Source organism: uncultured Brachyspira sp., from assembly GCF_944388875.1.
Lineage (GTDB): Bacteria > Spirochaetota > Brachyspiria > Brachyspirales > Brachyspiraceae > Brachyspira.
The window spans coordinates 1-15,122 of the sequence record NZ_CALXKQ010000017.1 but is presented as its reverse complement, the minus strand read 5'-3'; the positions used below and the strand labels follow the sequence as shown (position 1 = coordinate 15,122).

Sequence of the window (15,122 nt, the reverse complement as noted above, 5' to 3'; positions counted from 1 at the left end):
TGAAATAATTAGTATTGTATAATTTTAATATAAAATAGAAAACTTGAAGAAATTATTTTTAAATAGGCTTTGAAACAATCATAATAAAAAATATACAAAATTATCTAATAAAAAGAGCTTAACTTATTAAAAGCTAAACTCTTTTTTATTAGAAATTTAAAATCAAGCTTTATTCAAATAATGAGTTACACTGACAGCTGCAACAGCACCTTCTCCCACAGCATTAGCAACCTGACGAACTGGTTTTAATATAGAATCTCCGCATGCAAATACGCCTTCAATGTTAGTTTCCATTGTAGACATGTTTGTTACTATATGTCCAGTTTCTTTTAATTCTAGTCCAGTGTATTTTAAGAAATGTGTTGCAGGCTCCTGACCTACGAATACAAATACTCCGTCTACAGCTTGATCGTGTATAGAACCATCTACAACATTTTTTATTTTTATGCTATTAACTTTACCATCTCCGCAAATCTCATCTATTACAGAATCAAGTACATATTCTACTTTTCCAGTGTCTGTTAAATGTTTTACGTTTATAGGCTCAGCTCTGAATTCTTTTCTTCTATGAACTAAATATATTTTATTAACGAATCTTGTAAGGAAGTAAGCCTCATCAAAAGCACTGTTTCCGCCTCCTACTACAGCAACAGTTTTATTTCTGTAAAAAGCCCCATCGCATGTAGCACAGTAAGAAACACCCTTAGCAGAAAAAGTTTCTTCTCCGTTAGCACCCAATTTCTTAGCAAAACCGCCCATAGCAAGTATTATTGTTTTTGTTTCATAAGTCTTGCCGTCAGCTGTAATAACCTTTTTTATCTTTTCTTTTATATTTTCTATTTTTGTAACTTCATCATAAACTATTTCATTTTTAGAAAATTTTTCAGCATGCTGCTGCATTCTAGCAACAAGCTCGAAAGAACTCATCTCTTCAGGAAAACCTAGATAATTTTCAACAGTATCCGTACTCATCATCTGTCCGCCAGCCCCTTTTTTCTCTATTAGAAGAGAATTAGTTAAAGCTCTTCCCAAATATAACATAGCAGATAAACCAGCAGGTCCTCCGCCTATTATAATGCTGTCATATACATTTTCAGACATAGAAACACTCCTTTAATTATTAGTAATAATTATTATATAATATTGACTATAAATAGTCAAATTAGATGCCTCAAACATTTTATTATTTGAAATGTTTTTTAACATAGGCTATTATTTCACTTGCATTAGCCAATTCTCTCGATGAGTTTCCAACACGAATATAGAATTTTTCCTCTTTAGCACCCTGCTTGTTTGTAATCTTAGTGTATACAGGCTCTCTTCCCTTACTTATATATACTATACAAATGTCTTTTCCGTCTTCAACAATAAAATCTATTCTGATACCTTCAGCAGAGAATGCATTTCCATAGTATGTTTCTATAAGAGTTCTTAAATGCAGTTCAAAGAAATCCTGATTGGCATGCTTTAATGTAGAATAATCATGTTCAAGCCCTAAAATTTCACCGTCATTTGAAATACCTATGAATAATCTTCCGCCTTCCGTATTGCTGAATGCCGCAATAGATTTCATAATAACTTCTTCCAAAGCCTTATTAATTTTTTCTGTACTGCTGTCATACCGTAAAGAAGATTTAAACTCTACATTGGTGTTTTCTCCCTCTTCAATAATCTTCTTTATATCCATGTGATTTCTTCTTAAATCTTCAATTATTCTTATATAATGTATAGCAAGCACTACTATTAATACAATCGTAACAACTACAAATATCACTAAAAATAAAACTATAGGTATTTGAATTTTATTTATTAATGCTTTTTCTGGTATAATAATTCCTATCTCAATATTATTATCAGCAACAGAAAAAGTGCCTTTATATCCCCAATAATTATTATCCTTATATGAAACTTTCATCATATCTTCATTGGTGCCGTTAAACTCTTTTGTCATAATATCAGCTATTGCAATATAATCCAAATCATTTATTTTATTATTCGTATTTGAAGAAAATGAAATTGGGAATGTTATTTTACTATTGCCTGTAACAAGATATGCATATATATTATCAATATCTTTAAGTTCAACTTCATTAAAGTTAACATTGAATTGAGATATATATTCAAAGGCTATGTTCTCATTTGCTATATATATTAGATGTATATAAGGCTTTCCGTCTTTTATATAAAATGAATCTATACTAAGCTGTTCAAAAGGTACGGAAGAATATTGATTATTATTGCTGTTTGTTACAATATGCCCGACTACTTTATATCCGTTTCCTTCTTTGGTTATAGACATATAATTATTTCCAACCTGCATGGCTGCTTTTTCTATAAATGTATGTTTTGGAAAGAAGTTAGTTATAAGAATCTTATATGCTTCAGGTGCTTGATTTACTATATCAAATATAGGCGTCATTTGCATGGAAAAGTAGTATGTAGGGTAGAATATTTTTGAATACTCTTCTACTATTGAAGTTTTCACATCCTGAAACAGTGATTTAAATATAAATTTTATAGGTACAGGACTTCTCATTTGGACATAAACTAAAAATACTATAGAAACGAACATTATTGCTATAACTACATCTCTTAATATTCTATTTTTGAGTTCCGATTTTGATAAGAATCTCCCAGATACAATTTTCATACCATATCCACTTTTTTTATACCTATATTGTGTATTCTAATAATAACATATATATTATATATTATCAACCTAGCTTAATAAAAATAGTGAAAATTATATATTATATTTTTAATGTATAAATATATAGCATTATCAATTTATATTGAATCTGTATTGTAAAGCCTCTGTTATATGATCTATACCTATTATATCTTTATCCTCCAAATCGGCTATTGTTCTTGATACTTTTAATACTTTATTATAGCTTCTTGCACTCATTGAAAATTTTTCCATGGCAATATTAAGTATATTTCTAGCCTTATCATCCATTATGCAGAATTTTTCTATATCTTTTATACCCATAGAAGAGTTTGAAAATATTTTAATTCCATTTTCTTTGAATCGTTTTTCCTGTTTTTTACGAGCAGCAATAACCGTATTACGCATAGCTGAAGAACTTTCTCCATCGGCTTTAGAAATCATTTTATTATAATCAACGGCACGGACCTCTATTGAAATATCTATTCTGTCAAGTATAGGACCTGAAAGTTTTGCTATATATCTTTTTCTAGCTATTTCTGAACATCTGCATATATGCTTTTCATCGCCGTAATATCCGCATGGACATGGATTCATAGCTGCAATTAACGTAAAATTTGCAGGAAAAGAAATACTGCCGTTTGCTCTGCTTATAGTTACAACTTTCTCTTCCATAGGCTCTCTCAAAGTTTGAAGTGCTGAGCTTTGAAACTCCACAAACTCATCAAGAAATAATACTCCGTTATGAGCTAAAGTAATTTCCCCAGCTTTTATATTTCTTCCGCCTCCTACTAAACTTACATAAGAAGATGTATGATGAGGTATTCTCAACGGGCGTTTTTTTACTATAGGCATATCTTTTGATAAAAGTCCGTAAGAAGAATATATCTTTGTAACTTCAATAGCTTCCTCAAATGTTAATGGGGGAAGTATAGTAGGTATTCTTTTTGCTATCAAAGTTTTCCCGCATCCTGGTGAGCCTATCATTATAAAGTTATGTCCTCCTGCTGCTGCTATCATTGCCGCACGCTTGGCATATTCCTGACCTTTAACATCTGAGAAATCTATATTTTCTTCATAATCATTATTAAAATTAAATTTACCATCAGAAATTATTGGAGTTTTTTTTCCTTCAATGGAGTCAATTGCATCTTTCAGAGTTTTTACAGGATATAGATTCAAGCCGTCAATTATATTAGCCTCTTCCATATTATTAAATGGAATAATGGCGTTTTTTATCCCTAATTCTTTAGCATTAAGAAGCATTGAAAATATACCTTTTACCTCTCTCACGCTTCCGTCCAATGCTAATTCCCCAAGTATAATAGTTTTATCCATAAAGTCAGAGAAAAATATCTGAGCACTTGAAGATAATATTCCCAAAGCAAATGCTAAATCATACATGCTTCCCGTTTTTTTCAAATCTGCTGGGGCTAGATTTATAGTTATTCTTTTGGGAGGAAAAAATCTGTCGCTGTTGTTTATTGCAGCAATTACTCTCTCTTTTGCTTCATTAACTGCCTGATCTGGAAGACCTACAACATCGAATTTAGGCAGTCCTTCCGATATATTTACTTCTATTATAATAGGTATGCCTTCTATTCCATATAGAGCTTCTGAATATATTTTTGTATGCATATAAAACTCCGTTACAATTAATTTTTATATGCATATAGTTAAACAAATTTTTTTATGATTTTAAGCCTATAATTTGTATAAATTCTTAAAAAATATTGATATTTGATAAAAATACATTATTATATATTTTATGTTATAAACAGTAATATATATTTTTTTTTGTATTTTGAGGGTATGATATGAGTGATTTAACTATTAAGTATATAAATGGTATATCAGGATATAAATTTAAAATACCAAGCTATCAAAGAGGATATAAATGGAGAAAAGCACAAGTTGAACAGCTTTTGAAAGATTTATATGAGCATTATCAATCTAATAATACTTTTTACTGTCTGCAGCCTTTAGTAGTAAAAAAAGATAATGATTATTATAAAGTTATAGATGGTCAGCAAAGACTTACTACTATTTATATGATACTTAAATATTTAGAAAGTTCTATATCTTATGAATTATCGTATGAAAGCAGAGAAAAAAGTAAAGAGTTTTTAGAAAAAATAGATGAAAAGATAAATTCTGAAAATATAGATAATATAGATTTCCATTATATGGTAAAGGCATATAATACTATAAAAAAATATTTTGAAGATAATAAAAATGCATTTGAAAATATAAAAGAATTGCTTAAAGGAGAAAGTGATAAAAATAATAAAAATGTAGGGTTTATTTGGTATGAAATAGATGATAATGATACTCAAAATTCTGATAAAGAGTATGAAATATTTTCAAGATTAAATATAGGAAAAATAGAGCTTACAAATGCTGAATTAATAAAAGCTTTATTTCTAAAAACTTGGCCTGATGAAAGCGATCAGCAGCTTCTTAAGGTAAAACATATACAAATATCAAATGAATGGGATAGTATAGAAAATACTTTGCAAAATGATTCTTTTTGGTATTTCATAAATGATGATAAAAAAAATTATATAAATAGAATTGAATATATATTTGATATAATAAAGAATAATTTAGATAATAAAAAAGAAATAAGATATACATTCAATGAATATTATAATGATTTTTTTGAAAATAGTGAAAATAATATTAAATTTATCATTGATATTAAATGGCAGGAAGTAAAAGATATAATGTATATTTTTGATTATTTTTATAATGATTTAGAACTATTTCATTTAATAGGTTTTATTATGTGTTTTAATATTAAGTCAATAAAATATATTATAGATGAATATAATAGAGCTGAAACTAAATATGATTTTAAAAAATCAATAAAAAAAATTATATACAAAAATATAAAAAATAAAATACATGATAATAATCATAAACTAACCTTAGATTATATAGAGTATAAAGATAAATATATTATAAAAAAAATATTGCTTTTATTTAATTTAATAATCATTATTAAGAATAAGTCAGTAATAAAATTTCCATTTGATGAGTTCAAAAAAAATAGCTGGGATATAGAACATATACATTCTCAAGCTACAGAAGAAGATATTACAAGTAAAGATAATTGGTTCAAAATGATAAAAAATTTTTTTAATATTGATATTAATAATGATGATGATACAGAAAATGATGATTATAAAAAAATATACGAAATAGATGAATATATAAAAAAATATGAGCAGTCAAAAAGTAATGATGATTTTAATGAATTATTTAGCTTGGTAAAAGATTATTTTAATTTTGATGATAATTTTGAGAATATCAATTCTATCGGTAATTTAGCTTTATTAGATTATGAGACTAACAGATCATATAAAAATGCTTGGTTTCCTTTTAAAAGAAAAACTATTTTGGAAAAAGATTCTAAAGGTTATTTTATACCTATAGCTACAAAAAATGTTTTTACTAAAGTTTACAGCTCTGCTTTAACTAATCTTTTTCATTGGAGTGATGAAGATGCAGATGCATATCAAAAAGAGATAGAGAAAACTATAAAAGAATATTTTGAGGAAATATAATATGAGTAAATTAAAAAGTTTAATTGATATTATTGAAAATGAATTCATTATTTTAATACCAGCGATGCAGAGAGATTATGTTCAGGGAAGAATGTGCGGTGATAAAGAAGAAAATGTAATAAAGAATTTTATTAGTTATTTAAAAGAAGCATTATTAAATAAAAAACAATGCGAGCTTGATTTTATATACGGAGTAAAAAAAGATAATAAGTATATTATATTAGACGGACAGCAGAGAATAACTACATTATTTTTACTATATTGGTATTTGGCACAGAAAAGCGATAAAATGGAAAAGTTTAGAGAAAAATTTACATTAAAAGAAAATGATATATTAAAGTCTAAACTTCAGTATGAAGTTAGAGCAAGTTCTTTAGATTTTTGCAATGCTATAGTAAATAAAGATTTATATAGTGATTTTAATAATGGTGAAAATATTTCTAATATTATAAAAAATAAAAATTGGTTTATGTATTTATGGTATTATGATCCTACTATAAAAGCTATGCTTAATACAATGGATGTTATTCATAGTCAATTTAAAGATTTTAAGGATATTGGATGTATTTTTGATGATTTAATTAAAAATGAAGACAAACTTATATCTTTTCAATTTTTGGATTTAGAAGATAAGAGTATGAGTTTATCTGATGATATTTATATAAAGATGAATTCTACAGGAATACCATTAACTGCTTTTGAAAATTTTAAGGCAAAATTGGAACAATATCTAAATGGAGTACAATTACAGTATAAAATAGTTGATAAATGTTTTAATTTGCGTGAGTATTTTTCAAGGAAAATAGACACAGATTGGTCTGATTTTTTTCTATCATATTGTAAAGATGATGAGAAGCTATTTGATGAAAAAGTAATGAATATTTTTCATAACATTTTTTATAATGAATATTATGAGAAAATATATTCAAAGGATAATAAAGATAATAAAGAAGACTATTTTAATAATAAAGAAGAACAAGTTCTATATTTTGAAGATTATTACTGTTCAAAAGTCATAAACGAAGAAAGTATAAAAGAAATAACTGTATTTTTAGACTGCTTAGTAAAGATGAAAGATTTTTTTGATAAGTATAATAAATATGGACGATATGATATTTCTCAAAATCTTGGTAAAATATTAAATAACAATGTTACTTTTATGGATAGAATTAATTTTGCTGCTTTATACAGATATATAATAAAGTATAGCGATAAAATTTTAGATGATGATAATACTATTATATATAACTTTAATGAGTTTATGAGAGTTATAGTAAATTATACAGAAAATACAGATAGTACTAAAGATAATTATATTAGAGATATAAAGGTTATTGATGAGTTTATTAAAAATTCAGATAATATTTTAGAGTTTATAAAAAATACAGATATTAAATATTTTGATGTTTATCAAAGAGAAGAAGAAAAAATTAAGGCATATCTTATTACTGAAAATGAAGAATTATGGAAAAATAGAATAATAGAAATGGAAAAAAATGAATTTTGTAAATATCAGATAAAATTTTTGCTTGATATGTCTGTTAAGTCTGTTAATGACAGCAGAGAATACGATACTGAATTATTTGATAAATATAAAAATATAGCTGAATGTATTTTCGATGCTAAGGATGATAATAAATGTATTAATAAAGATATTGAAGAAGAAAGATTATTTGAAAGGGCATTATTAACATATAAAGGGAAATGTTATTTATTGTTAGAATGGGAAAATAATTTTTATAATAAGAGCAAGGGATATTGGAAAGGGATGTTAAAAAAGGATGATTTTATTCCTATAATAAAGTATATCTTTGATGAAATATATAAATATTATAATGGAAATAATATATCTTTAAACGATATAAAAAATTCTTTATTGAAAATAATAAATAATAGTAATGTAGAAGACTGGAGAGAATTATTAATAAATGATTACTATAATTTGAATGATTTTAGAAGGATTTTAAATAAAAATGATAAATTGTATCTTATAACTCGTTCAAAAATGTCTTCTTATCATGTTGAATTTTTATCTTATTTGCTGCTGTTATTTTTTCAAAATCAAAATTTGAATAGTAATATTAAAATGGATTATATTTGGCAATACTCTTATGAAGAGCCATATGTGCATATATCTGTAGATGATAAAACTATTAAAATTTACGGAGAGCAATTATCTTCTGAAAATAGATATAAAATGGAAGTTTATAAAGAAAATAATTTAATATGCACAAAATATTTTCAAAGAAATATAGAAGATATATTAAATTATATAATTTTTACTCATTGTTAAAAATTATTTATTTATAAAGTTTGACAGCTTATAAAAAATATATATTTTTATTTTTTTAATTTAATAGTATCAGTTTCATTTTTTTCTTTGTATGCTTTCTCTTCATCAGCACTATTGATTACTACAAATTGGCATTTTCTATTTTTATCATAGTTTTGGTCTGAACGTGTAGAACCGTATCCTATGTATCTAAGTCTTCTTCTTTCTATTCCTTTTTCTCTTAATTCATCAAATATTGCTCTTGCTCTGTTTTCAGAAAGGTATATATTGTAATTACTGTCTCCTATGCTGTCTGCATGACCTTCTATTATTAGTATGGCATTTTTATTATTATTTAAATATGAATAGATTTCGTTTATTCCATCATTATATTCATCTTTTAATTCGTATGAATCGAAATCAAAATTTATTACATTATCTGTAATTAATATAGTATTTCCGCTATCTGTTTTTTTAACTGCAGCAGTGTTGTTGTTTTTTTCAGGAATATCTTTGTATTCGCTATTATCATTATAAATAACTGCATGCTGCTGTTTGCTGAAAGCCACAATAATAACATTCTGGCTTGCAGTAGAACATGATACAGCAAAAAATAGCATAGAAATCAATATTAATATATTATTTTTCATAATTATACTTCTTCTAAATTAATTATCTTATAGTAAATCTAGTTCCTATTAAAACTTCATGGGCATTATTAAATCCAAAGCCTATTATATATCTGTATCCCAAATCTACAGCAAACCAATCAAAAATATTATATACCAAACCAGCATTAATTCCAAATACAAAGGAGCTTCTAGTAATAAGTGCATCTCCTATATCTGAATAATTATATCTAGTTTGAAATAATCTGTTTCCTATTGATAACCCTATATATATATTCATAAGCGGTGTTCTTTGATAAAGCACTTTTGATGTAACAGTATCCAGTTCGCTGTTTTTTAGGAAAAATACATTAATATCATAATAAATGCTTGCCATTATGTCCTGCATAAAATAGCCTTTATCCTTCCCAGCAACCATACCCTGAAACATATATTCTAAATCTATTCTAAGAGGAATCAATCTTGTTTTTCTAAATAAATCATAACCTACGGCAAAACCAAGTCCTAAATAATTATTTTTATCAAAAACAACAGAACCTTTTTTCATAGTTTCTTCTATATTTGTAGATTTTAAAGCTTCATGCTTAAAATTAAATTTAGGGGCTATATAAACACCTGAAAATGTTGCTGACAATAAAGTTTTATTTGAAAAAGCAGCTATAAAAAATAATAATACAATCACTAATCGTTTCATATAACAACCCTTTTATTTTAAGTAAACAAAATTCTTTTTAAATAAATTATTATTAGTAGTACCATTAAAAAAAACAGTACTATTATTAAATAAACTTCTATTAAAACTGCTAAAGCCGCCTAATCCTAAATAATAATTATTAAATATGTTAGTATTCAAACTTAAATTAGTCTGAGGCGGATATATAGGTATTTCTATATTAGGTATAGGGACTATAACTAAAGTACCAGTTTTACAGGATGTAAAAATAAATATAGAAATAATTAGTAGTAAAATAATTCTTCTTTTCATAATATTTTATTTCCTAAGGTCTGGTAATGGGAATCTGGCTGCTAATACAAATTCATGTGCTAAAACTTTGTCTAAACTATATAATAGTCTGTATCCTACATCTATATTAAGAAAGCTGGCAACATAAAAATCAAGTCCAAAGCCTGCACCTATTGTAAATGTAGCTTCAGGTTTAGTTACAGTAGCTTTAACCTTTCCTCCGTCTTCAAACCATCTGTCATAAGTATTAGCATTTATTTTAGCTCCTATAAGCATGCCTAAATATAATGACATCAATGGCGTTCTTCTGTATATTTCATCAGCTGTCAATACTTTTAATTCACTCTTTTTTATATGATAAATATGAAAGCTGTAATAAGCAGCAGCAAGTATAGTATGCTGTGATTGCTTTAGTATATTATTTTGATGATAATTTCCAGTCATACCATCTTTGAAAGCATATTCTAATTCCACTCTTACAGGTACAGACTTCTGATATCTATAAAAATCAAATCCTCCAGAAATTCCTGCACCAAGATAATTATTCATAACTCTTTGATTTTTAGAATTATATATACCAGAATCATTAAAATTATAAATTATTTTAGGAGCTATATAAAATGATTCAATCAATGGAAATAGAGATGAACTCATAAAGCAAGTTATTATTAATATCAATAAAATTCTTTTCATGACAAAAACCTTCTACAATTATTAAAAAGATATACCTATAGCCAATCTTGGAAGCGGTATTAGTCTTATGCCCGGAGTAAAAGAATAACCTATATCAAGCAATGATATATCTATGAAAGGGCGTACATTCCAATCTCCGCCTAAATCTATTTTAAAACCCATTTCTCCTGAAATATAAAAATCATACACAGTAGTTCTTTTATATTTAATACTGCCGTCATCTCTTACTTCTTTACCATTAACTATAAATGTAGTCATACCTACTTTTGGCAATAAGAAAAATCCATTAGCTTTATCATTCTTATTAAAGTAAAATCTAACACCTATAGATGCTGGTATTGCTATTGTGCTGCCGTTATAAAATCTTCCTAAAAAGGCAGAACTTATAATATTTCCTGTAGCACTATCAACACTAGGATCGCCGTAATCACCATAATGTGTATCAAAAGCATAGAAACCTAATGTTACATCTATTGACTGTTTTGGAAGATAGGTATAATTATATGATAATCTTATGCCGAATTTACCGTCATAAACTTTTCCGCCTGCTCCTTCCTGAGGTTTAAATACTAAGTCTGTAATAATAGGTATAGTTCCCATAGAAAATAAAGTAGTACCAAAGTCTACAGCTATATGATGTTTTAAGTAATCCTGAGCATGTACTGCAGAAGCAGAAGTAAAAACTAGCAAATATATAAAAATTATTATTTTTTTAGTATTCATATTTCAAATCCATTAAAATCTTAAACTAAATCCTATTCTTGGGAATAAGGCAAATCTTACATTTACAGCGAAGTTTCTCACCCAACTAGGAAAACTGTTCCAAGCAGGAATATTAAATGCTGAGAAACCAGCAGTTAATGAAGTAGTTCCTCCAGTTACAGTATTATATACATTTTCAGCCCAAGGTCTTACATAATACCCTATTTCAAGTAATGCTATATCTATAGTAGGTTTTACTCTCCATTCTCTTGTAGGGAATAATTCTATATTCCATCCTATTTCATAAGAAACATATAAAGCGGCATCATAAACTGTATGTTCTGTTTTTATACCAGTTAATCCATTTTCTGTAGAAACTGTATAAAAGAAAGCATCTAAGCCGAAACGGAATGCATTATAGAATTGTCTTTTAGGTCCGTAGAATTTTACGCCGAATGTAACAGGCATAAATACAAATGAGGCATTAAACTTTGTATCGGTTCCTACTACACTGGAATAATTTCCCTGTCCTAATGCTTCTAATAATTTTCCTGCATTTTCTTTTGATATATTCAAATCATAAGTGCTTGAGTAAACCCCTATTCCAGCCTCCATAGCTATTTGATTATGTACAAATATAGAATAAGAAATGGCAGGTATATACCAAGCAGAACCTTTTACATCTGCATAATCAAAATATTTAGCCACATCGCCGAAATCTGTTCCAATTAATCCTGCTATATTTACAGCATTGTTTGCTGCAGTATTGAACAATAATGGGAAATATATTGCTCCGCCCGGATTAAGATTAACACTTATCATTTGTCTTCCCTTTATCCAGCTGTAATCCTCTCCTGTTACCTCAGTAGATAAAGGAAGTCCTTTAGCAAATAAAGAAAAACTATTGAATAGAATGATTAATAATATTAAATATTTTTTCATAATGAGAACTCTGATTATTATTTTATAGCTTCACCGCTGCTAAAACCATTAGCAGAAGCTTTTAATATAGCTTCAACTTCTGCTGCTTTATCAGGAGTTAAATTAGTACCTGCAAGTATTTTATCTGAATTGCTTAAATCTATTTTGTCAGCACCATTATCTATAACAGCACTTATTAAGTTTCCAACAACTGCTTCTCCGCCTGCATCATCAAGTATATCCAATATAGTATCAACAGCAGCTTTTGCCTCTGCATTCATTTTTATAGCATAGAGAGTATCCCCTACTGGGGTAGCCATTATATAATTTCCATTGCTGTCTTTATATACCGCTCCTATACCTAGTACAGGTTCATCAAAAGTATAATTTCCAACTAGACCACCTGAAGAGATATTAAGATTATTGCCGCTTGCTGTAGCTCCAGACCATTTACCGCTTTGCATTTTAGAAAGTATTAAATCAGCACCAGGTTTCGTTACTTTTACACCGAAATCTTTAGTGCATGAAATTAATAATAAGAATGATATAATTAGTATGATAGATATTTTTTTCATGTGATATTTCCATAAAATAACTTATTATTTATATAATAAATCATTATGAAAATATTGCAATATTTTTTATATAAAAATTTTACTTTTTTGTAAAAAAAATGTTATGCATCTGTATGCTATTATATGTTTTTAGGCTAAAATCCTTAAACATTACTCTTTCATGCTTTTTTGTTTTTCTTTTTTGTCTATTACAGCCCTGCCAGCAAGTTCATTTTTTATATCATTAATGCTTATTCCTTTTTCAACCATAAGCACTAAACTATGATAAAGCAGATCAGATAGTTCATATATCGTTTCTTTTTTGCTGTCATTTTTTGCACCTATTATAACTTCGGTGCATTCTTCTCCTACTTTTTTCAGTATTTTATCTATGCCGCTTTTAAACAGATATGTTGTATAAGAGCCTTCTGTTTGATTAATTTTTCTTCCTTTTATAAGTTCATAGAGTTTATCTATAGAAAAGTCTTTATAATCTTCTTTAGAATAAACTTCATTCATAAAGCATGATTCTGATCCTGTATGACATGCAGGTCCATCCTTAATTACCTCTACAACTAAGGCATCATTATCGCAGTCGCTTTTTATACATTGTATATACTGATAATTTTCTGAAGTTTCACCTTTTCTCCAAAGTTTCTGTCTGCTTCTGCTGTAGAAACAGGTTTTCCCTTCTTCTATACTTATTTTTAAACTTTCTTTGTTCATATATGCTAATGTTAAAACTTCTTTAGTGTAATAATCGATAATCACAGCAGGTATTAAGCCTTTATCATCAAATTTTAACTCTTCTATTATTATATTATTTATATTATTCATAAATAAAATCCTTTAAAATATTGCTGATAGTATGCTATAATTACGTTTTTTTTGCAATATTCTTTGTAAAAAATTGATATTTTATTACCATTTATCTTGGGTATAAATATTGTACTTATTTTACAAGTTTAACTTATATTTTTTAACGCCCACCCAAGTGTTTATTAAGCCTGCAATTTATTCAACGCACGGTAAACTGATTAATAAAAAAATAATTAAATTAGAATTATTAAAATAGTTTTATTTTTTAGCTTTGTTCTGCGTGCGTAAATTAGACTGAAAATTTAAATAACACTTTGGGTGGGTACTAATAGATGTTAATTAAGCATTAAAAAATAGGAAAGTAACAATTTAGAATAAGGTAAAAAAGATAGAGGGTGTGGGTATAGTAAATTTGCTTGAAATAAAAATTATTTAAATTTATTATAAGTTAATAATTATTAAGAAGGTTGGATTATGAAAATTAGTGTATTAGCAGTTATATTAATTACTCTTTCTATTATATTTTATAATGAAATGACAAAATATTATTCTAATATAACAAATATAATAATAGAAGAAAGTAATGATGAAGAAAACAACATTTATAATGGAAACTATATACTAAGTGATAATAATATTATTTTAGAAAATAGTTATGATTTTGATAGTGATATAGAAACTAAAGAAATTCGCCGAAGCCACCGATGGAGAGATTATAGGGAGCATCCTAATGTAGATTTTAAAAAGGATTCAGAAGATTTATTTATTAGATTGGTAATAATATTTTTTATAGGATGTGCTGTCATAGGCATTTTGGCGGATATGCTTTTTTTTAAAAATTACTCTTATAAATTTTATATTATTACATTTGCTGTAATTCTTATAATGAGTTTGGCTATTATTTATAAAATACATGGAAACATGGCTATTTTTAATATGGGTGGAAGTATAGAGAGCGTACTAGAATTATTAGCTTTCTTTTCTGGCGGTATAATATCATTTATAGCATTGAGAATTAGTAAATACCTTAGGGATAATGATAATAAAAAAAATAAGTAATAATTTTATTTTATAGAGTATGATACATGCAATTTAAGAAAACATTTACTTTTATTTTCTTTTTGTTATAATTTTTGTATGAGAAATATTAACAGAATGAACGATTATTTTGTGCGTTATCTTTTAGGCTCTCTTGGTAATGAAGATATATTAGAAAATATAGTAAACTGTGTACTTAGAGATTCAAAATTTGATGAAGTTCATGATTTGGAGATTATTAATCCTCATAATCTGCCTGAAAATATTAATTTAAAAGAATCTGTTCTTGATGT

The 15,122-nt window shown here is 26.8% G+C and carries 15 protein-coding genes; 4 read left to right on the top strand and 11 right to left on the bottom strand.

The annotated features are described in order from the left end of the window. Window positions 1-162: 162 nt before the first annotated feature. From trxB to Q0J69_RS09885, 3 genes are all read right to left on the bottom strand, one after another. Window positions 163-1,101 carry a thioredoxin-disulfide reductase gene (gene trxB / locus Q0J69_RS09895; protein WP_297206874.1) on the bottom strand — a complete coding sequence of 313 codons (939 nt, stop codon included), beginning with the start codon at window positions 1,099-1,101 and terminating at the stop codon, window positions 163-165. Window positions 1,102-1,183: 82 nt separating this feature from the next. Further along, entirely contained in the window at window positions 1,184-2,650 is a 1,467-nt protein-coding gene (locus tag Q0J69_RS09890; RefSeq protein ID WP_297206871.1) for an ATP-binding protein, read from the bottom strand. Between the two features lie 132 nt (window positions 2,651-2,782). Beyond that, window positions 2,783-4,306, bottom strand: coding sequence for a YifB family Mg chelatase-like AAA ATPase (locus Q0J69_RS09885; RefSeq protein ID WP_297206869.1), 1,524 nt, complete (start codon window positions 4,304-4,306; stop codon window positions 2,783-2,785). A 179-nt stretch (window positions 4,307-4,485) separates the two neighbouring features. On the opposite strand from Q0J69_RS09885, the gene Q0J69_RS09880 reads away from it, so the two are divergent. Continuing rightward, window positions 4,486-6,237, top strand: coding sequence for a DUF262 domain-containing protein (locus Q0J69_RS09880; protein ID WP_297206868.1), 1,752 nt, complete (start codon window positions 4,486-4,488; stop codon window positions 6,235-6,237). 1 nt (window position 6,238) lies between these two features. Next, a complete protein-coding gene (locus tag Q0J69_RS09875; protein WP_297206866.1) occupies window positions 6,239-8,530 on the top strand; it encodes a DUF262 domain-containing protein in 2,292 nt (763 codons plus the stop codon). Window positions 8,531-8,577: 47 nt separating this feature from the next. Here the strand turns inward: Q0J69_RS09875 and Q0J69_RS09870 are convergent, their stop codons facing one another. From Q0J69_RS09870 to hisIE, 8 genes are all read right to left on the bottom strand, one after another. Then, the gene (locus tag Q0J69_RS09870) at window positions 8,578-9,159 is read right to left on the bottom strand and encodes an OmpA family protein (RefSeq protein ID WP_297206864.1); all 582 of its coding nucleotides are present in this window, start codon (window positions 9,157-9,159) and stop codon (window positions 8,578-8,580) included. Window positions 9,160-9,181: 22 nt separating this feature from the next. Beyond that, the gene (locus Q0J69_RS09865; RefSeq protein WP_297206862.1) at window positions 9,182-9,832 is read right to left on the bottom strand and encodes a tia invasion determinant; all 651 of its coding nucleotides are present in this window, start codon (window positions 9,830-9,832) and stop codon (window positions 9,182-9,184) included. A 12-nt stretch (window positions 9,833-9,844) separates the two neighbouring features. Continuing rightward, window positions 9,845-10,123 carry a hypothetical protein gene (locus tag Q0J69_RS09860; protein WP_297206860.1) on the bottom strand — a complete coding sequence of 93 codons (279 nt, stop codon included), beginning with the start codon at window positions 10,121-10,123 and terminating at the stop codon, window positions 9,845-9,847. A 6-nt stretch (window positions 10,124-10,129) separates the two neighbouring features. After that, window positions 10,130-10,795 carry a cell envelope biogenesis protein OmpA gene (locus tag Q0J69_RS09855; protein WP_297206857.1) on the bottom strand — a complete coding sequence of 222 codons (666 nt, stop codon included), beginning with the start codon at window positions 10,793-10,795 and terminating at the stop codon, window positions 10,130-10,132. 21 nt (window positions 10,796-10,816) lie between these two features. Next, window positions 10,817-11,518: a hypothetical protein gene (locus tag Q0J69_RS09850; RefSeq protein ID WP_297206854.1), complete on the bottom strand. Its 702-nt coding sequence runs from the start codon at window positions 11,516-11,518 to the stop codon at window positions 10,817-10,819. Between the two features lie 12 nt (window positions 11,519-11,530). Next, on the bottom strand, window positions 11,531-12,439 hold the full coding sequence (locus Q0J69_RS09845; RefSeq protein WP_297206852.1) for a hypothetical protein: 909 nt from the start codon (window positions 12,437-12,439) through the stop codon (window positions 11,531-11,533). A 17-nt stretch (window positions 12,440-12,456) separates the two neighbouring features. Further along, entirely contained in the window at window positions 12,457-12,993 is a 537-nt protein-coding gene (locus Q0J69_RS09840; RefSeq protein WP_297206849.1) for a hypothetical protein, read from the bottom strand. A gap of 150 nt (window positions 12,994-13,143) precedes the next feature. After that, window positions 13,144-13,809, bottom strand: a complete 666-nt coding sequence (gene hisIE, locus Q0J69_RS09835) for a bifunctional phosphoribosyl-AMP cyclohydrolase/phosphoribosyl-ATP diphosphatase HisIE (protein WP_297206847.1) — start codon at window positions 13,807-13,809, stop codon at window positions 13,144-13,146. 456 nt (window positions 13,810-14,265) lie between these two features. Here hisIE and Q0J69_RS09830 point away from each other — a divergent pair, with 456 nt between their 5' ends. After that, window positions 14,266-14,850: a hypothetical protein gene (locus tag Q0J69_RS09830; RefSeq protein ID WP_297206845.1), complete on the top strand. Its 585-nt coding sequence runs from the start codon at window positions 14,266-14,268 to the stop codon at window positions 14,848-14,850. A gap of 78 nt (window positions 14,851-14,928) precedes the next feature. Beyond that, window positions 14,929-15,122 (top strand): PD-(D/E)XK nuclease family transposase (locus Q0J69_RS09825; RefSeq protein ID WP_297206841.1); only part of this gene is annotated, 194 nt, incomplete at its 3' end.

What these genes read in the sequence shown, in the direction of transcription:
- Q0J69_RS09885 (WP_297206869.1), bottom strand. Translation starts at nt 4,306, where the DNA reads ATGCATACAAAAATATATTCAGAAGCTCTATATGGAATAGAAGGCATA.
- Q0J69_RS09890 (WP_297206871.1), bottom strand. Translation starts at nt 2,650, where the DNA reads ATGAAAATTGTATCTGGGAGATTCTTATCAAAATCGGAACTCAAAAAT.
- Q0J69_RS09850 (WP_297206854.1), bottom strand. Translation starts at nt 11,518, where the DNA reads ATGAATACTAAAAAAATAATAATTTTTATATATTTGCTAGTTTTTACT.
- Q0J69_RS09880 (WP_297206868.1), top strand. Translation starts at nt 4,486, where the DNA reads ATGAGTGATTTAACTATTAAGTATATAAATGGTATATCAGGATATAAA.
- Q0J69_RS09860 (WP_297206860.1), bottom strand. Translation starts at nt 10,123, where the DNA reads ATGAAAAGAAGAATTATTTTACTACTAATTATTTCTATATTTATTTTT.
- Q0J69_RS09865 (WP_297206862.1), bottom strand. Translation starts at nt 9,832, where the DNA reads ATGAAACGATTAGTGATTGTATTATTATTTTTTATAGCTGCTTTTTCA.
- hisIE (WP_297206847.1), bottom strand. Translation starts at nt 13,809, where the DNA reads ATGAATAATATAAATAATATAATAATAGAAGAGTTAAAATTTGATGAT.
- Q0J69_RS09845 (WP_297206852.1), bottom strand. Translation starts at nt 12,439, where the DNA reads ATGAAAAAATATTTAATATTATTAATCATTCTATTCAATAGTTTTTCT.
- Q0J69_RS09875 (WP_297206866.1), top strand. Translation starts at nt 6,239, where the DNA reads ATGAGTAAATTAAAAAGTTTAATTGATATTATTGAAAATGAATTCATT.
- trxB (WP_297206874.1), bottom strand. Translation starts at nt 1,101, where the DNA reads ATGTCTGAAAATGTATATGACAGCATTATAATAGGCGGAGGACCTGCT.
- Q0J69_RS09830 (WP_297206845.1), top strand. Translation starts at nt 14,266, where the DNA reads ATGAAAATTAGTGTATTAGCAGTTATATTAATTACTCTTTCTATTATA.
- Q0J69_RS09840 (WP_297206849.1), bottom strand. Translation starts at nt 12,993, where the DNA reads ATGAAAAAAATATCTATCATACTAATTATATCATTCTTATTATTAATT.
- Q0J69_RS09870 (WP_297206864.1), bottom strand. Translation starts at nt 9,159, where the DNA reads ATGAAAAATAATATATTAATATTGATTTCTATGCTATTTTTTGCTGTA.
- Q0J69_RS09855 (WP_297206857.1), bottom strand. Translation starts at nt 10,795, where the DNA reads ATGAAAAGAATTTTATTGATATTAATAATAACTTGCTTTATGAGTTCA.